Origin of the sequence: Streptomyces sp. NPDC006687, assembly GCF_040636215.1 — a bacterium.
Lineage (GTDB): Bacteria > Actinomycetota > Actinomycetes > Streptomycetales > Streptomycetaceae > Streptomyces.
On sequence record NZ_JBEYJJ010000004.1, the window covers coordinates 90,024 to 107,647 of the forward strand.

At 75.7% G+C, this 17,624-nt stretch carries 14 protein-coding genes; all 14 read left to right on the top strand.

The genetic code is table 11. The features are described from left to right. The first annotated feature begins 125 nt into the window (after positions 1–125). On the top strand, positions 126–1,772 hold the full coding sequence (locus tag ABZ716_RS06875) for an NAD(P)-dependent oxidoreductase (RefSeq protein ID WP_358957200.1): 1,647 nt from the start codon (positions 126–128) through the stop codon (positions 1,770–1,772). Beyond that, a complete protein-coding gene (locus tag ABZ716_RS06880) occupies positions 1,769–2,932 on the top strand; it encodes a Gfo/Idh/MocA family oxidoreductase (protein WP_358957202.1) in 1,164 nt (387 codons plus the stop codon). Before ABZ716_RS06875 ends, ABZ716_RS06880 begins: the two co-directional genes overlap by 4 nt. Further along, positions 2,929–4,194, top strand: a complete 1,266-nt coding sequence (locus ABZ716_RS06885; RefSeq protein ID WP_358957204.1) for a radical SAM protein — start codon at positions 2,929–2,931, stop codon at positions 4,192–4,194. The genes ABZ716_RS06880 and ABZ716_RS06885 overlap by 4 nt, the downstream gene beginning before the upstream one ends. A gap of 49 nt (positions 4,195–4,243) precedes the next feature. Continuing rightward, positions 4,244–5,854, top strand: a complete 1,611-nt coding sequence (locus tag ABZ716_RS06890; protein WP_358812166.1) for a radical SAM protein — start codon at positions 4,244–4,246, stop codon at positions 5,852–5,854. A gap of 43 nt (positions 5,855–5,897) precedes the next feature. After that, complete coding sequence (locus ABZ716_RS06895; RefSeq protein ID WP_358957206.1) at positions 5,898–6,725, top strand: phosphotransferase; 828 nt, start codon at positions 5,898–5,900, stop codon at positions 6,723–6,725. A gap of 46 nt (positions 6,726–6,771) precedes the next feature. Continuing rightward, positions 6,772–7,845, top strand: a complete 1,074-nt coding sequence (locus ABZ716_RS06900; protein ID WP_358957209.1) for a Gfo/Idh/MocA family oxidoreductase — start codon at positions 6,772–6,774, stop codon at positions 7,843–7,845. Positions 7,846–7,856: 11 nt separating this feature from the next. Beyond that, entirely contained in the window at positions 7,857–9,065 is a 1,209-nt protein-coding gene (locus tag ABZ716_RS06905; protein ID WP_358957212.1) for a cytochrome P450, read from the top strand. A gap of 69 nt (positions 9,066–9,134) precedes the next feature. Further along, positions 9,135–10,037, top strand: a complete 903-nt coding sequence (locus ABZ716_RS06910) for a class I SAM-dependent methyltransferase (protein ID WP_358957214.1) — start codon at positions 9,135–9,137, stop codon at positions 10,035–10,037. Between the two features lie 308 nt (positions 10,038–10,345). Next, positions 10,346–10,468 (top strand): hypothetical protein, encoded by a 123-nt coding sequence (locus ABZ716_RS06915; RefSeq protein ID WP_358957216.1) that lies wholly within the window; start codon positions 10,346–10,348, stop codon positions 10,466–10,468. Between the two features lie 79 nt (positions 10,469–10,547). Then, on the top strand, positions 10,548–12,830 hold the full coding sequence (locus tag ABZ716_RS06920) for a peptidase domain-containing ABC transporter (protein WP_358957218.1): 2,283 nt from the start codon (positions 10,548–10,550) through the stop codon (positions 12,828–12,830). Then, complete coding sequence (locus ABZ716_RS06925; protein WP_358957220.1) at positions 12,818–14,155, top strand: condensation domain-containing protein; 1,338 nt, start codon at positions 12,818–12,820, stop codon at positions 14,153–14,155. Before ABZ716_RS06920 ends, ABZ716_RS06925 begins: the two co-directional genes overlap by 13 nt. Positions 14,156–14,192: 37 nt before the next feature. Beyond that, a complete protein-coding gene (locus ABZ716_RS06930) occupies positions 14,193–14,453 on the top strand; it encodes an acyl carrier protein (RefSeq protein WP_358812173.1) in 261 nt (86 codons plus the stop codon). A 6-nt stretch (positions 14,454–14,459) separates the two neighbouring features. After that, on the top strand, positions 14,460–15,872 hold the full coding sequence (locus ABZ716_RS06935) for an AMP-binding protein (RefSeq protein ID WP_358957223.1): 1,413 nt from the start codon (positions 14,460–14,462) through the stop codon (positions 15,870–15,872). After that, a complete protein-coding gene (locus ABZ716_RS06940; protein ID WP_358957226.1) occupies positions 15,869–17,593 on the top strand; it encodes an AMP-binding protein in 1,725 nt (574 codons plus the stop codon). The genes ABZ716_RS06935 and ABZ716_RS06940 overlap by 4 nt, the downstream gene beginning before the upstream one ends. Positions 17,594–17,624 lie beyond the last annotated feature (31 nt).

A 17,624-nucleotide genomic window follows, 5' to 3' on the forward strand; every position in this document is an offset into this window, starting at 1 on the left:
GACCGGCCACTCCCCTGACGAATCACCGCGCGCGCAGGCGCGCCCGTTCGTCATGCCTGATCCGAGGAGTCCGTTGTGACTGTTATGCCATCCACGCCGCCCGCCGGACCGAGGGGGACGGCGCGGTGACCGTCGAGGTCGAGACGACCACCGTCCGGGGCGAACCAGCCGACAGCGGACGGGACTTCGCCTCCCTGCGGCTGATCGAGGCGCTGACCGGACCGGCCACGCCCGACGAGGTGCGCGACGCCGTATCCGAGGCCGTCGCACCGCACCCGGTGACGGCGTGGCACACGGACGAGAGCCCGGACGGCACACCCCGCACCGTCGCCCTCCGCATCGCGGGGCACCACGTGCGCCTGGTCTGGGAACCGGCCGCGCCGGCCCGGCACCGCACCCTGGACCCCGTCGTACCGGAGCCCGCGCTCTGGCGCACCGCCGTACTGGCCGACGTGGCCGAAGGCGCGCAACTGCCCGCCCGGGTACGGGAGATCGTCGAGGCGGTACGCGAGCGGACCGACCGGCTCACCCCCGCGGAGGTCGACGCCCTCTGGTCCGCCATGCCGCTGCTGCGCCACTTCGCGGACCGGGGGCCGGAGATCGGGGACTGGGCGCTCGTCTTCCGCGACCACTACGTGGAGAACAGCGTCGGCTTCCTCCTCGCGGCCGAGCGGGCGGGCATCCCGCGCGAGTGGATCTACGCGCTGGCCAAGGGCGACCGCACGGCGGGCCGGCACCGGGTGCACGCCTGGTTCCGCGCCCGGGGGTACCGCAGCGACGTGCTGGACAACTCCGTCATCGACGGGACCGCCCTCGGCCAGGAGGTCCCGGCCGCCCGGCGCGTGGGCGCCGACGTCGACCGGTTCATCGCCGCCGCCCACCGCGCCGGCCGCCGGGTGCTGGTCATCGACGACGGCGGGCTGCTCGCCCGCGGCCCCGGGAGCGTCCGGCTGGTGAGCGAGCCCGTGGACGCCGTGGTCGAACTCACCGTCAGCGGGCTCAAGCGGATCGGGAGCGGGCCGCCGCCCGCCGTACCCGTCTTCAACGTCGCCCGTTCCCAGCTCAAGAGCCTGCTGTCGTACGAGGAGATCGCCGACTCCTGTCTGCGGCGGCTGCGCGAGCTGGTGCCGGGTCAGAAGTTCATCGGCCGCCGCGTCGTCGCCGTGGGCTTCGGCACGCTGGGCGCGCGGCTCGCCCGCCGGCTGCGCTCCCTGGGCTGCCGGGTCACCGTGGTCGACCAGGACACCCTGACCCTGATCCAGGCCGCCGAGCAGGGCTTCGAGACCGAGCCCACCCTGAACGCCGCGCTGCGCCGCTGCTCCCCCTTCCTGGTGACGGGCAGCACGGGCGAGCCGCTGCTGCGCGCCGAGGACCTGGCGCTGCTGCCGGACGGGGTGCTCCTGGCCGGATTCGCCACCAAGGACTTCAGCCTGCTGAGCACCGGCGGCGCGGGCCTGCCCGAGTCCGTCCTGACCGGGGTCGGCGCCCGCTACCGCCTCCCCGGCGGGGGGCTGGCCACCCTCCTGGGCGACGGCCGCTCCCTCAACCTCTTCGAGTACGAGGGCATCCCCAACTCCGGTTACGACGCCTACCGGGCCGGCACGCTGATCGCCGTCCGGGAGCTGTGCCGCCGGGCCGGCGCGCTCGCCCCGGGGGTGCACGTGCGGGAGGTCGACGAGGCCGTCCGGGACGCGGGCCTGTTCGAGACGTACTACGCGACGTACGTGGCCGACACGCCCCCCGGCCAGGCGCAGGGGCGGGCCCGCCCGTGAACGGGAGCGGACACGCCTGTGTCATCGGATACGGCAGCGTGGGGCGGCTGCACGCCGGGGTGCTCACCCGGATGGGGCTGAAGGTCAGCGTCCTGGACCCGGCACCCCTGCGGGCCCCCGCCCCGGCGATGTCGTGGTGGCGCGGGTTCGGCGAGGTCCCCGACGTCCGTGACATCGATGTCTGGGTGGTGTGCACCCCGACCCACACGCACCTGCCCGTGGTGGCCTCCGTACTGGCCCTGGACGCCGCCGCGCGGATCGTGGTGGAGAAGCCCGCCTGCCGCGCGGCGGAGGCCGGGGCCCTCGCCGAGCTGCTGGCCGCCCTGCCGGCGGCCCGGGTCGTGGTGATGAACCAGTACCGGGACTCCGCCGTACTGGCCGCGATGGCGCGCCTGGTCGCCCGCGAGGCGCCGGGCGAACCGGTCCGGGCGCTGCGCGTGGCCTTCACCAAGGATCGCAGGCCCGACGTGGCCCGGGGCCGCTTCGTCGACCGGGACCACGGGGTCTTCGGCTACGAGTGGCTGCACATGCTGGCCGCCCTCGGGCACTTCCTGCCCGACCCCCTCTACGACGCCTACCTGCGCGGCCCCGTGGCCCCGGGCGCGCTGCGCACCGCGTACGAACCCGCCCTCGCCCTGGCCGCCGCGCACGAACGCACCACCGTGCGCGGGGTGGCGGTGGAGCTGTTCTCCACGGTGGCGGGCGAGGGCGCCGAGGCCGCGCTGCCCCGCCCCGCCTGGACCCGGGACTACCCGAAGGCGACGGGCGAACGCCAGCGCCTGGTCCGGGTGGAGACGGCCACGGCCCGTTTCACCGCCGAGCTGGAGCCCCTCGGGGGCCCCGGGCGCGGGCAGGTCCGCCGCGACGTGCACCGCATCACCGTGCGCACCCCGGCCGGGAACCGCCGGCTGGAGGTCGCCGACCCCCTCATCGACAACGCCTGGACCGGCCTGCTCGCCTCCCTGTCCGCCGTCACCTGCCCGCCGCCCGACCTGCGCCCGCTGAGCCGGATCGCCTCGCTGGTCGGCGCCGTCCGGCCGCGGACCGCCGAGGCGGCCCGGGGCGGGGCGGAGCGGATCGGGCGACCGGCCGGCGCGGCCCGTACCGCGCCCCGTACGGCCGCCGGGTCCGTCTTCTCGCCCCGACAGGAGTCCGCATGACCCACGTGTGTTTCGTCGTCGCCCAGGACGAGTTCGAGCGCCACTTCCTCCAGCAGCCGCTGGACGTCCTCAACGCCGCGGCGGTCCTCCAGCGGGACGGCACGGCGGTGAGCCTGTGGGACCGGCGGCTGGACGGCCTCCCGGTCGCCGGGAGCGCCCCGGACCTGGTGGTCGTGGTGACCGCCGTGGCCGACCGGGCCCAGTGCTATCCGCTGGACCTCGGGCGGGTGAAGGAGGCCGTGGAGGCGGTGCGCGGGCTGTGGCCGGGCGTTCCCGTGCTCGCCGTCGGACCGCACCCCACCCATCTGCCGGAGGCGACCCGCCGGGAACTGGGCGTCGACCACGTCGCGCGCGGCGAGGCCGACTCCGCCGCCGTCCAGGCGGTGCGCGACATCCTGCACCGGCGCGCCCTGACCCCCGTCCTGCCGCCGGCCGGCACCTACCCGGACCTTCCCGCCGACGGTTGGCCGCTGCCGGCGTACGGGCTGACGGACCCACAGGCGTACACCGCCGAGGTGGTGGTGGACGGCCGGACCCGCCGGGCGGCCTGCGGGCTGGTGATGGGCGTACGCGGCTGCAGCTACGGCTGCTCCTTCTGCCACCTGCCCTTCGGCGCCCGGATGCGGGACCGGCCGGCCGCGCAGACGCTGGCCGAGACCGCCGCCCTCCAGGAACGCGGCACCGAGTCGGTGTTCTTCCTCGACTACGTCTTCGGACTGCACCGCACCTTCTACGGCGACCTGTGCGACGGCCTGGCCGGCTCGGGCCTGGAGTGGACGGGCCAGACCCGCGCGGAGGTGGTGCTGCGCACCGACGTCCGGCGCTGGGCGGACGCCGGCTGCCGGGGCATGTGGCTGGGCGCGGAGTCCCCCGGGGTCGCCGACGCCGGGGTGGGCAAGCGGGTGCCTCCGGAGAAGGTCTCCGAGGCGATCCGCAAGCTGGCGGACGCCGGCATCAAGCCGTTCGCCTTCGTCCTGCTGGGCCTGCCCGACGATCCGGCCTGCGCCGGCGGGGAGCTCGTGGACTGGGCGGCCTCGCTGCCCGCCGACTTCGGGCTCAACCAGCTGGTCCTGCGCCCGGGGACCACGCTCTACGACCGGCTCGCCCCCGGCTACAACGGCGGCCGGACGCCGGCCTCGTGGGCCGAGGCCGCCGAGGTCACCCGGCGCTACCGGGAGGCGTACCCGGCCGATCTCGACGCCCAGTGGGACCGGCTGACCGCCCTGCCCAACTACCTGGGCAACGCCATGGCGGCCGCGTGAGGCCCGCCGCCACGGTGCCCGTATCCGATACCGAGGGGAAGGACAGCCCGTGCGCGCCCTGCTGATGTGCGGTCTGGGACCGAGCTACGTCAATCTCGACTACCTGCGGGGGTCGCTGTTCGACACGAGCGGCGCCGGCCGTGACGCCCGTACGCGGGCCATGCTGGAGCGCGCGGGCTGCCCGGACCTGGACTTCTCCGAGTTCACCTACGCCGACGGCGGCGGCCGGCGGATGCTGTGCCGCCCGCGGACCACGTCCGTGCCGCACCTGACCACCTTCACGCTGGAGGCGATCCTCCAGGAGGCGGAGCAGGACTACGCCCTGATGGACCTGGCCGGGGTGTGGTCGGGCAAGGCCGAGCTGCCGCCGGGTGATTTCGACGTGGTCCTGCTGTCCACCACGTACATGTGGAGCAAGGCCATCTTCGCCACGGTCATGGACTGGATCGCCGAGCGGCTGCCATCGGTCCCCGTGGTCTGCGGCGGCCAGTACACCAACCTGAAGTTCCACCAGGTGATGTCGGAGTTCCCCGGCGTGACCGCGGTGGTGCGCGGGGACGGCGAGCGGGCCCTGCCGGCGGTGCTGAAGGCCGTGGGCGCGCACCGCTCCCTGGAGGAGGTCGCCGGCGCCGTGTGGCGCGACGGCGGGCGGATCCGGGTGAACCCGCTGGAGTACATGGACATCGAGGCGCAGCCCTCGCCCCGGCTCAGGGGGCGGTACCCGATCGTCCCGTACGAGTCGATGCGCGGCTGTCCGTTCGACTGCAAGTTCTGCTCGTTCCCGGCGGCCTCACCCAAGTGGCGCTACAAGTCGGCGGAGAAGATCAAGCAGGACTGGCTGGCCTACGCCGACGAGAACGAGGCGCGGATGATCTCCGCGATGGACTCCACCTTCACGGTACCGCCCACCCGGCTGCGCCGGCTCCTGGAGATCCTTCCGGAGGCGGGGGTGCGCTGGGAGGGCTTCAGCCGGGCCAACACGGTGGACTCCGAGGCGCTGGTGGACGCCCTGCTGGAGGCGCACTGCTACAAGCTGCACATCGGCTTCGAGGCGATGAGCGACGAGGTCCTGAAGCTGATGAGCAAGCGGGTCTCGGCGAAGCAGAACCGGAGGGCCTTCCACGCGCTGCGCGGCAGCGAGCTGGGCTACGTGGTCTTCTTCATGATCGGCTACCCGGGCGAGACCCCGGAGCTGTTCGGCGAGACCCGCGACTTCCTGGTGGACGAGTACTCCGGGCACTTCATGCTCAACTTCTTCTCGATCTCCGACGAGACCATGCCGCTGTGGGAGGACCGCGAGCGGCTGCGCATCGAGATCGAGGACCCCGACGACACCCACACCTGGTGGTCGCACATCGGGATGAACAGCGACGACGCCCGCAGCCTCCAGCTCACCGCGCTCGACGACGTCCGCGAACGCAACGACGACGCGGTGCTGTTGCTGTGGCAGCACCAGTTCGACCACTGGCTGATGCCGGAGCGCGGCCGCCTGGAGAACCTGCGGGTGGAGAAGTGCATGGAACGCATGGCCCTGGCGCCCCGGGTGCACCGCGACGTCGACACGGGGGCGCGCCGGATCCACGAGCAGCTGCGGCTGCTGCGCGACCTGGGCGTGGAGCCGGGGGCCGGACGGATGGCGCCGGTGGGCGCCCTCTCGTGAGCGGCGCGCGCGGGGCGGGGACGGTACGAGGGGAGCGGGAGCGGTGAAGGACGGGGAAGAGCACGCCGGCATGTCCCGGGTGGTGCGGATCGGGGACACGGTCCGCCGTCCGGCCGGCCCGTGGACCCCGGCGGTCCAGGGGCTGCTGGGCCACTTCGAGCGCGTCGGCTTCGGGGGCGCCCCGAGGGCGCTGGGCCTCGACGAACAGGGGCGCGAGGTCCTGGAGTACGTGGAGGGCCACGTCCCGGAGAACCCGCGGGTGGCGGAGGTGTCGGACAGCGCGGTGTTCCTGGTGGGACGGCTGATGCGCCGGATGCACCGGGCCGCCGAGGGGTTCTCGCCGGAGCCCGCGCGCTGGGCGTTCGAGCCGGCCACCTCGGGCCCGGAGACGGTGGTCTGCCACAACGACATCGCTCCGCGCAACACCGTCTTCGTCGACGGGCGGCCGGTCGCCTTCATCGACTGGGAGGCCGCCGGGCGCGAGGTCCCGGAGTGGGACCTGGCACAGGCCGCCTGGCAGTTCGCGCCCCTGACGGACGACGAGGGGTGCGCGGGCTTCGGCTGGCGGACCCCGCCGGACCGCGGACGGCGGCTGCGGCTGCTGGCCGACGGGTACGGACTGCCCCCGCAGCGGCGCACGGGCCTGGCCGCCCTCGCCGCGGCCCGGATCCGCTTCACGCTGGACCTGGTGCGGCGGCGGGCGTCGGAGGGCGAGGCCGCCTTCGTCGGGCTGGTGGAGTCGGGCGTCGCCGACTGGATCGAGCGCGACGCCCTGTGGGCCGAGGCGCACCACGACGGGCTCACGGCGGCCCTGCTGGACGAGGGGCCGCCCGCCGGGGAGCCCCTCGCGGTGGCCGGCCTGCCCGCCTGAGCGGCCCCCTCCCCACCCGTCCGACCCCGATCAACAGGAAGACAGGATGCTCAGATTCGGCATCATCGGCGCAGGAGTGATCGGCGGGGTCCACGCCCGGACCCTCGCCCGGCTCCCCGGGCGGGCCACCCTGGTGGCCGTCGCGGGCCGGGGCCCGGACCGGGCCCGCGCCCTGGCGGCCGAGCACGGCTGCGCGTGGTACGGGTCGGCGCGGGAGCTGCTGGCCCGCCCCGACATCGACGCGGTGTGCGTGTGCGTGCCCAGCGGCCTGCACGCCGAGACCGGCGTGGCGGCGCTGCGCGCGGGCAAGCACGTACTCGTCGAGAAGCCGCTGGAGGTGAGCCTGGAGGCGGCCGACCGGCTGCTGGCGGCGGCCCGTGCGAGCGGGCGCACCCTGGGCGTCGTCCTCCAGCACCGGTTCGACCCCGCCGCCCGGTTCCTGCACGACGCGGTGCGCGCGGGCGCGCTGGGCACGCCGACCTCGGCGCACGCGGAGGTGCCCTGGTGGCGGTCGCAGGGCTACTACGACTCCGGGCAGTGGCGCGGCACGGCCCGCCTCGACGGCGGCGGCGCGGTCATGAACCAGGGCGTCCACACCCTCGACCTGCTCCAGTGGGTCATGGGCGAGGCGGTGGAGGTGTCGGCCCACACGGCCCTGCTGGCCCACCGCGGCATCGACGTGGAGGACACGGCGGCCGCCGTGATCCGCTTCGCGGGCGGCGCGCTGGCCACCGTACTGGCGACCACGGCCGCCTACCCGGGGCGCACGGCCCGCCTGGCCGTCCACGGGGACCGGGGCTCGGCGGTCCTCGACGACGACCGCCTGGCCTGGTACCACGCCCGCGCCGACGGCGACACCGAGGACCCGTACGGCGCGTACGGCGCCGGCGACCAGAGCGCGGACCTCCCGGTGATCTACGACGACGAGCGCGACCCCACGGGCCTGCCCGGCGCCTCGCACCGCGCCCAGCTGGCCGACTTCTGCGAGGCCGTGGAAGAGGGCCGGCCCCCCGCCGTCAGCGGGGAAGAGGCACGCCGCTCCCTCGCCCTGACCCTCGCCCTGTACACATCCGCGCGCACCGGGCGGACCGTCCGCCCGGAAGGACCCGGCGCGCCGTGAAGGAGACCCCGATGAACGACCCGGACCAGCTCGCCGAACTGCTCTACGGCGACTACTCCGAGGCGGACCCGCGCGAGGCCCTGCGGGCCATGGCGACGGCCGCGGCCATGAAGGACCCGCGCTCCGGAGCGCTGTTCGTCACCGGCTACGACCTGGTGCGCGAACTCCTCACGCATCCGGGGCTGACCAGCTCCACCCTGCGCGACCCGCTGGCCGGCACCGGGCTGTCCGAGGAGCAGATCGCCCTGCACCGGCCGGTGCGGGACTTCGTGGCCCTGTGGCCGGTGTTCAGCTCCGGCGACTACCACCAGGACCTGCGCTCCCGCATCCGGCCGGCCCTCGACCGCGCGAACGTCACCGCGCTCGTCAAGGAGCTGGAGGAGGACTGCCGCGGTCTGCTGCACGGGCTGCTCGCGGCGGGCGGGGAGTGCGACTGGGCTGCCGCGTTCTGCCGGCCGTACTCCCTGGCCCTGCTGGCCCGGCTGTTCGGTACGAGCACCGCGCGCATGGCGGACCTGGCCGAGGCCACGGACGGGCTGATGGCGTACCTGGCCAAGCCCCGCTCGTACACCGACGACGGCCTGGCGCGCGAGGCCAACGCCTCCCTGGACCGCGCCCGCGCCGGGGTCCGCGCGTACGTCCTGGACGGGGGTCAGGGCGAACTCGCGAGGATCCTGCGGGACATGGCCGAGGACCCGCGGCTGGGGCACGACGTCGCCGTGGCGGTGACCGCGCAGATCGTCACCGGCACCCTCGACCCGCTCGCCGCGATCCTGACCGAGGTGGTCATGCGGGGCGGCGGCCCCGCGGAGGCCGTCGCCGGGAGCGAGGGGCGGGCGGAGTTCACCGAGGAGGTGCTCCGGATCAGCTGCCCGTTCCGCTTCGCGCCCCGGTACGCCGTCCAGGACATGGAGATCGCCGGGCACCGGGTCGAGGCCGGGCAGCGGGTCATGCTCATCCTGGCGGCCGCGAACCTCGACGCCACCGCCTTCCCCGAGCCCCTCGACTGGCGCCCCGGCGCCCGCGAGGGCCTCCAGCTGGCCTTCGGGGCCGGCTCCCACTACTGCGTCGGCGCTCCCCTGGCGCGCGGGGCGACCGAGGCCCTGTGCCGGGTGCTCGCGGCCGACGGCATCCGCGTGGACCACGACCCGGCCACCTTCCGGCGGGCCGCACCGATGGGCGCCGACCGCGTCCTCGGGCTCCGCGTCCGCATCCACTAGGCCGCACCGGCGCTCCACGCGCGCACACGTTCGTCCCGGGCCGTCCCGGCCCGCCCGGAAGGAGTCCCCATGTCCCGTCCCCTCACCGCCCCGCCCGGCACCCCCCGGGGCACAGGCGCCGAGGCACCCGGCCCCGCCGAGGACGGCGGCATCGCCGGGCTCTTCGACCGCGCCGCCGCCACCTACGACCGGGTCGGCATCGACCTGCTGCCCGTCGCGGGGCGCCTGCTGGTCCGTCACGCCCGCGTCGCCGAGGGGGAGCGGGTGCTGGACGCCGGCTGCGGCGCCGGCGCCTGTCTGCTCCCCGCGGCCCGTGCGGTCGGCCCCCGGGGCGCGGTGACGGGCATCGACGTGTCCCCGGCGATGACCCACCGCACCCGGCAGCGGGCCGCCGAGCACGGACTGGACTGGGTCCGCGCGTACACGGCCGACGCCGAGGACCCGCGGGCCGCGCTTCCCGCCGCGCCCCCCGAGGGCTACGACGCCGTCACGGCGGGCATGCTGCTCAGCTTCCTGCGCCGGCCCGGCGGAGCGCTGGGGCGGTTCCACGCGGCGCTCCGCCCGGGCGGCCGGCTGGCGCTCTCCTGGTGGGGCGCGGAGGCGCCCGGCTGGAACCGGGTGGTCGAGGCGACCAGGCCCTTCGGCCCGGGCACACGCGAGGAGATCGAGACCGACGTGCCCGGGCAGAGCCCCCCGCTCACCCCGGAGCGCGTCGAACGGCTCGTCTACCAGGCGGGGTTCGCCTCCGTCGAGCTGTACGAGGAGCGCCTGGAGGCCACCTTCCGGGACCCGGACCACTGGTGGGAGTGGACCTGGTCCACCGCCGCCCGCGCCTTCTGGGAGAGCGTCCCGCCCGGCCGGCTGCCGGCCGCCCGCGCCACGGCGTACGGCGCCCTGGAGGCCCTGCGCGCCCCCGACGGCACCCTGCCCTACGTCCTCACGGCGCATTTCGCCGTCTGCCACCGCTGGTAACCGCCGGAACGGAATTCCCCTCTCCCGGAAATCCCGTGCCCGAGATTATGGGCGCGGGAATTCCCGCATGCCCGGTTTCCGCGAAGAAAATCAATTCAAGATATCCCCGGTAAAGGTCTTGCCCGCCCGCCGGAAAAAGCCCTACAGTTCAAATGTCCGGTCAACCGGACCGGAATATCAATGCAAATCAATTCGCTTCTCCGCGCCCGGCACCCCGGCCCCCGCCACGAAATTCGGCCGGTTGCCATCCCCCGGCTGCCATCCCGAGAAGAATCGCGGACCGGGTCCGGGCCACGAGGAAGCCACTTATGGAAGGAATCGACATGAACAACATCGACAACGTCGAGATCGACATCACCGAGCTGTCCGACGAGGAGCTGGACGACATCGTCGGCGGCCAGTTCTCGCTCCAGCGCGGCTGCGTCATCTAACAAAGCCGGGTACCGGCGTGTGCCGGGATTTCTTCTCGGCACACGCCGGTGACGTGCACAGGAAAGGGGACCGGGATCCATGGCCGGTGAATCGCGCTTCCGGAGCGAGGCGCTCGAACATCACCGCAGGCGCGACGGCCTCGGGCCGGTCCTCGGCCACACCCCCGCGCCGGCCCGCCCCCGGGGGTTCGCCGCGCGGGCGGCGGCCTTCCGCGAACGGCTCTCCGGACGCTCCCGCGCCGGCCGGCTGCCCGTCTGCTTCCAGACCCAGGTCAGCGACTGCGGCCCCGCCGCGCTGGTGACCGTCCTGCGCCACCACGGCGTCGACGTCTCCCTCGACGCCGTCCGCGCCCGCGCCGACTCCGGCCGCAACGGCGCCTCGGCCCGCACCCTGCTGGAGATCGCCCGCGAGTACGGGGTCAAGGGCCGGGGCGTGCGCGCCGATCTGGACGCCCTCGCCCGGCTGCGGCCCGGCGCCATCCTGTTCTGGAACTTCAACCACTTCGTCGTCCTGGAGGGCGCCGGCAAGGAGTACGTGGACGTCGTCGACCCCGCGTACGGGCGCCGCCGCCTCAGCAGAGCCTCCGTCGCCGAGTCCTTCACCGGCGTGGCCCTGGAGTTCGACCCGCCCCTGGAGGGCGCGGCCTCCCCCGCCCACGGCGGCGGGGCGAGCGGCCCCTGGCGCCGGCTGCGGCAGTTCCTGCCCGGCCGCAGGGAGCTGGGGCTCCTGCTCGCCGCGTCGACCGGGCTGATGGCCTTCGAGCTCGCGCTGCCGCTCACCGCCGGGTACCTCGTCGAGCGGGTGGTGCCCGACGGCTCCGCCGCCACGCTGTGGGGCGCCGCCGGACTGCTCGCCGGGCTCGGCGTGCTGTTCTTCCTCCTCCAGCTGGCCCGGTCGTTCCTGGTCGCCCGGCGCCAGGCCGTGATCGAGAAGCGGCTCACCCTGGGGATCGTCGGCCACCTGGCCGACCTGCCCTACGACTTCTTCACCGTGCGCACCCCCGGCGACCTGGCCATGCGGGCCCGGGCCAGCAACGTCCTGGTCCAGGTGCTGAGCCTGACCGCGGTCTCGGCCGGCCTGGACAGCGTGCTGATCGTCGCCTACCTGGTCGCGATGTTCCTGACCAACCCCCTGCTGGCGGCGCTGGTCGCCGCCCTGGTCGCCGTACAGGCCGGGATCCTCGCCCTCACCTGGCGCCGCCAGACCGAGCTGAGCCAGGAGGTCCTCGAACGCCAGACCAAGGCGCAGGAGGAGCTCGTCGAGATGCTGGAGAGCATCTCCTCCCTGAAGTCCAGCGGTCTGGAGGGCCGGGCCGCCGAACGCTGGTCCCACACCCTGGTCCACGAGGTCAACAAGCGCCTGGGCGCCCGCCGCAGCCTCGGCCTCTTCGCCTCCCTGAGCCGCACCGTCCGCTTCGGCGCCCCGCTGTGCGTCCTGCTCGCGGGGATCTGGCTGGTGCTGAGCGGCCGCAACTCCCTGGGTGAGGCCATGGGCTTCATGACCCTGACGATCGCCCTGTTCGTCCCGCTGGAGGGCATGTTCGACGCCGGCTCCCAGCTGGCCGCCGTCCGGCCCACCCTCGCCCGGCTCGACGACGTGCTGCGCGCCGCGCCCGAACCGCGCGGCGCACTCGCCGGGACGGGCGTCGCCGAACCGGGCCGCCTCTCGGTGCGCGAGGTCTCCTTCCGCTACCCCGGCGCCCCCCGGCCCACCCTCGCCGGCATCTCGCTGGACGTCCGCCCGGGCCAGTTCGTGGCCGTCGTCGGCCGGTCGGGCTCCGGCAAGTCCACCCTCGGCATGCTGCTCGCCGGGCTGTACTCCCCCACCGGCGGCGAGATCACGGTCGACGGGCACGACCTGGAAGAGCTGGACCGGCCGACCTACCGGCGGCGCATCGGCTACGTCAACCAGAACGCCCACCTGTTCGGCGGCTCCATCCGCGACAACATCCTCCTCGGCACCGAGGACATCAGCGACGCCGACCTGATCAAGGCCGTGCAACTCGCGCACGTCCACACCGAGATCGAGGCCATGCCGATGGGCTACAACACCCTGGTCGCCCCCGGCGGCCACGGGATGTCGGGCGGCCAGCGGCAGCGGATCGTGCTGGCCCGGGCGCTGGCCAAGCAGCCGAAGCTGGTCATTCTCGACGAGGCGACCAGCGCCCTGGACCCGGCGCTGGAGGAGTCCGTCATGCGGGGGCTGCTGGCCGCCGGGATCACCGTCGTCGTCATCGCCCACCGGCTGACCGTCCTGGACGAGGCCGACCAGGTCATCGTCATGCGCGACGGCCGGATCGTCGAGGCGGGCGCGCCCGCCGCCCTCAAGGAGACCGGCGAGGAGTACCTGTGCCTGACCTGACCACCGCCCCCGCCGGCGCCCGGCCCGCGCCCGGCACCCCCGTCCCGCTCACCTACGAGCAGGACTGGTTCCTCGCCAAGACCCGTACCGGCGGATGGGCCCACAAGAACGTCCGGCTCGGCTTCGAGATCCTCGGCGACCTCGACGCCGACGCCCTGCTGGAGGCCGTCCGCGCCTTCGTCGTCCGGCACGACGCCCTGCACCTGCGGCTGGACCCCGGCCCCCGGCCCCGGCAGTGGACCCGGCCCATCGGCGCGGACGAGCAGGTCGTCGAGTACCGCAAGGTCGGCGCCGCCTCGCCCGGGCAGTTCTCCCGCTACGCGGCGGCCCTGCTCTCGCGGGACACCGTCACCCCCTGGGCGTACGGGGAGCAACGGCCCTTCGCCCTGCGGCTGCTGCGCGGCGACGCGGGCCGGCACGCGCTGCTCGCCACCTTCCAGAACCTGGTCTTCGACGGGCGGTCCCACCACCTGTTCGGCCACGAGGTGTGGCGCGACTACGAGGCCCTGCGGCGCGGCGGCTCCGTGGCGGACAGCGCCCCGTCGTTCGCGGAGGCCGCCGCCCGCCAGCGGTCGGGCACCGGCCCGGACCGGCGGGAGCGGGCCCTGGCGAGCTGGCGCGAACGCCTCGGCTTCCTGGCCCGCACTCCGTGGGTCCGCCCGGACGGAGCGCCGGCCACCGAGGACGGCACCCTGCGGGCCGAACTCGGCGCCGCCGCCACCGCCGCGCTGCGCCGCGCCTGCGAGGAGCGGCGCTCCACCCTGCTCCAGTGGACGGTCGGCTCCTTCGTCCACGCGCTCGCCACCCGCACCGGCAGGACGGAGGTGGGGCTGTGGACCTCCATGGACTCCCGGCCGTCCCGGGACCGGGACGTGGTCGGGATGTTTGCCGGCTCCTGCCCGCTGACCGTCACCGACGCCGCGGGCGACCCCGGCGCGGTGCGCGACCGGGTCCGCGCCGGGCTGCTGGAGGCGCTCAGGCACCAGCGGCTGACCGCCGGGGAGACGGCGGAGCTGACCCGGCGGGCCGAGGCGGAGCACGGCGCGCCGGTCCCCCGGGACCTGTACGTGAACCTGCGGCGCTTCGAGGGCGCGCACAGCGGATCCCGGGAGGCGGGCGCACTGCGGATCACCGCCGACGCCTACCCGCTGCGCCGGATCACCTTCGCGGACGGCCACGCGCTGCACCTGCGCTGCGCCGAGTACCGCGACCGGCTCCTCATCGGCCTGGTCTACGACGGGCGCCGGGTGGGCCGGCCGCTGGCGCGGGCCCTCCTCGACGACGTCCTCGCGGCGGCCGCCGCCGACGCCCGCCCGGCCCGCTGAGCGGCAACGACCCGTACCACCCACCACAGGAGGCGCCATGCCCCCCGCACCGATCGACGCCGTACTGACCGCCGCAGCCGAGGTGTTCGGCCGGCCGGCCGGACCCGCCGACGACTTCTTCTCGCTCGGCGGGGACTCCGTCGCCGCCGTCGAGCTCGCCGTCCGCCTGGAGGAGCTCCTGGGCATGGAGGTCGACACCGAACTGGTCGTCGCCACGCCCGGCTTCGCCGCCCTGGCCGCCGCGCTCCACGCGCGGGCCGGGACCGCCGTGCCCGCCCCCTCGACGCCCGGACGCTGAGGAACCATGCGCCCCCACCTCTGGGACCCGTGGGCCACGGCGCGGACGGCCCCCCGCCGTACGGCCGTCGTCGCCGGCGACGAGTCCTGCTCCTTCGCCGAACTGACCGGCCGCGCCGACGCCCTGGCCGGCGCCCTGCGCGCGCGGGGCCTGCCCGACGGCGCGGTCCTGTCCACCGACATCCCCACCGGACCCCGCTTCTTCGCGCTGGTCCTGGCCGCGCTGCGGCACGGGTACGGCCTCTTCCCCGTCGCCCCCGAGCTGCTGGCCCTCCCCGGGGGCCCGGCCCTGCTGACCGACGCGGGCGCCGCCCTCCACGTCACCGCCGGACCGCCTCCGGCGGACGGCCCCGCGCTGCCCTGTCCGGCCGTCGGCGACGAGGAGCTGCTGTCCGCCCCCGGCTCCCCCGCCCCGGCCGTGCCCCGCGCGGCCGGGCACCTCGTCCTCGCCACCTCGGGCACCACGGGCCTCCCGCAGGCCGTCGTACGGACCCGCCCCGCCCGGCCCTACAAGGGGGTGGCCGTCATCGAGCGGTACGCCGCCGGCCCGGACCGGGGCCCGCACCTGATGGCCAACCCCACCTACCACCTCGGCACCCTGGGGCCGGCCCTGTACGCGCTCCAGGCGGGCAGCGCGGTCGTCGTCCAGCGCACCTGGTCGCCGGCCGGCTTCGCCGAACTGGCCGACCGGTACGCGGCCGACAGCGTCATGCTCAGCCCGGACCGGCTGACCTCCCTGGTCGGGGCGGGCCTGGCGCCGGAGCGGACGTTCCGGGTGGTCTTCCACGGCGGGGCGGCCTGCCCGCCCGGGGTGAAGCGCGCGGCGATCGAGCTGTTCGGGCCGGTCCTGCACGAGTACTACGGCACGTCCAGGAGCGTCCTGACGGAGATCACCACCCCCGAGTGGCTGGAGCGGCCCGGCTCCGTCGGCCGCCCCCTGCCCGGGATCCGCGTCGAGGTCACCCGCGAGGGCCGGGCCCTGCCCCCGGGCGAGGCCGGGGAGATCGGGATCCGGCTGCGCGCCGCCGACCGGGGCGCGGCCGAGGCGCCCGTGCACGCCACGGGGGACGTCGGTTTCCTCGACGCCGACGGGTACCTGTTCGTCATCGGCCGGGCCGGGACCCCGCAGGAACTGCGCGCGGCCCGGCTCGAACACGAGGTCCGGCTGCTGCCCGGCGTCACGGACGCGGTCGTCCTCCCCGGCTCCGGCGCACCCGTCTGCTTCGTCGAGCACGGCCCCGCCGGCCCCGACCCGGTCCCCGCCGTGGAGGCGTCGGCGCGCCGGCTCGGCCTGCCCGCGCCGCGGGTCGTCCCGGCCGCCTCCGGAGCGCTGCCCCGCACCGCCAGCGGCAAGATCCGGCGCGCCGGACTGTCCGTCCTCGCCGGGGTCCCGGCGGCAGCGGGCGAGGGCCCGGGATGACCGTGGAGCCGTGGTCCCCGACCGTCCCGGGCCGGCTCCTGCGCCATGCCCTGCGCCGGCCGGACGCCCCCGCGCTGACCTGCCTCGACGGGGACGAGGTCCGGCGGCTGGACTACCGGCGGCTGGCCGCCCTCGTGGAGGCCGTCGGCGCGGGGCTGGGCGCGCTCGGAGTCCGGAGTGGCGACCGGCTGGTCATGGTGCTGCCGAACGACGAGTCCTTCGTCGCCGTCCTGCTGGCGGCCATGGGACGGGGCGTCCTGCCGGTCCCCGCGGCCACCCCGGCGACCACGCGGACCGAGGCGTTCGGACGGCGGCTGCGGGGCATCGTCGCCGACTGCCGTCCCTCCCTGGTCGTCACCACCGCGCCCTGGCACGCCTGCGTCCTCACCGCCCTGGGGGACCTCGACGTCCCCGGCGGGGTGCACGCCTGGCCCGGTCCGGCCACGGCGGCCCGGGCCGCGGCCCCTCCGTCCGCGCCGGCGCCCGCGCCGCCGCCGGACGCCCCGGCCTTCCTCCAGTACACCTCCGGTTCGACCGGGGCCCCCAAGGGGGTGGTCATCAGCCACCGGGCGCTGCACGCCAGCTGCGCGCAGGCCGCCCGCGTCTACGCCGAGCGCCGGGACGACGTGGCCGTGACCTGGGTGCCGCTCCACCACGACATGGGGCTGGTCACCGGCGTCCCGCGGCCCCTCTTCAGCGGCTACGCCTCCGTGCTGATGGCGCCCGACGCCTTCGTCCGGCGCCCCGCGGCCTGGCTGTCGGCCGTCACGGAGCACGGCGGGACCCTGTCCAGCGCGCCCGACTTCGCGTACGCCCTGTGCGCCCGCAAGGTCACCGACGAGGAACTGGCCCGGCTCGATCTGCGGCGCTGGCGGGTGGCGCGCAGCGCGGGCGAGGTGGTGCGGGCCGGGACGGCCGAGCGGTTCACGGCGCGGTTCGCCGCCGCCGGCTTCTCCCCGGCGAGCCTGTGCCCCTCGTACGGCATGGCGGAGGCCACCCTCACCGTCACCGCCTCCACCCCCGACAGCCCGCCGGCCCGGCTGGCCGTGCGCACCGCCGCTCTGCGGGCGGGGAGGGTGGAGGCCGCCGTCCCGGGGAAGCCCGCCACGGTCCTGCTCTCCTCGGGGACGCCGCTGCCGGGCACGCAGGTCCGGGTGCGGCCCCGGCCCCCCGGACGCGGCAGCGGCCCCCACCTGGGTGAGGTCGTGGTCCGCGGCCCGCAGCTGTTCCGCGGCTACTGGCCCCACGCGCGGCGGCCGGCGAGGTGGCACGCGACGGGCGACCGGGGATTCGTGCACGACGGCCACCTGTTCGTGGTGGGCCGGACGGATGACGTCCTCGTCCACCACGGCCGCACCTTCTACCCGGCGGACGTCCTCGCGGCCTGCGAGGAGGTGCCCGGCCTGCGCCCGGGCCGCTGCGCCGCCTTCTGCGTCACGGACCGGGAGGCGGACGGTGGGGGCGACGACGGCGAGGGCGACGACGGCGGGGAGCCGGGCGGCCGGGTCTGCCTGGTCGCGGAGGTGGCCGGCGGCCCCGGCGCGCCCCCGCCCGCCGAGGTGGCCGCGGGGGCGCGGCGGCGGCTGGCGGACGCGCTCGGCCTGTACGTCCGCGAGGTCGTGCTGCTGCCCCGGGGCGGGCTGCCCGTGACCACCAGCGGGAAGGTGCGGGTCGCGGAGACCAGGCGGCGCCTGCTCCTCGGGACGCTCCCGCGCCTGTGAGGAAGAACCAGCGAGAGGAAAGAGGGACCGT

Excerpts from the sequence above, each read along its gene's own strand:
- ABZ716_RS06885 (WP_358957204.1), top strand. The coding sequence starts at position 2,929 with ATGACCCACGTGTGTTTCGTCGTCGCCCAGGACGAGTTCGAGCGCCAC.
- ABZ716_RS06900 (WP_358957209.1), top strand. The coding sequence starts at position 6,772 with ATGCTCAGATTCGGCATCATCGGCGCAGGAGTGATCGGCGGGGTCCAC.
- ABZ716_RS06905 (WP_358957212.1), top strand. The coding sequence starts at position 7,857 with ATGAACGACCCGGACCAGCTCGCCGAACTGCTCTACGGCGACTACTCC.
- ABZ716_RS06910 (WP_358957214.1), top strand. The coding sequence starts at position 9,135 with ATGTCCCGTCCCCTCACCGCCCCGCCCGGCACCCCCCGGGGCACAGGC.
- ABZ716_RS06915 (WP_358957216.1), top strand. The coding sequence starts at position 10,346 with ATGGAAGGAATCGACATGAACAACATCGACAACGTCGAGATCGACATC.
- ABZ716_RS06920 (WP_358957218.1), top strand. The coding sequence starts at position 10,548 with ATGGCCGGTGAATCGCGCTTCCGGAGCGAGGCGCTCGAACATCACCGC.
- ABZ716_RS06930 (WP_358812173.1), top strand. The coding sequence starts at position 14,193 with ATGCCCCCCGCACCGATCGACGCCGTACTGACCGCCGCAGCCGAGGTG.
- ABZ716_RS06935 (WP_358957223.1), top strand. The coding sequence starts at position 14,460 with ATGCGCCCCCACCTCTGGGACCCGTGGGCCACGGCGCGGACGGCCCCC.
- ABZ716_RS06940 (WP_358957226.1), top strand. The coding sequence starts at position 15,869 with ATGACCGTGGAGCCGTGGTCCCCGACCGTCCCGGGCCGGCTCCTGCGC.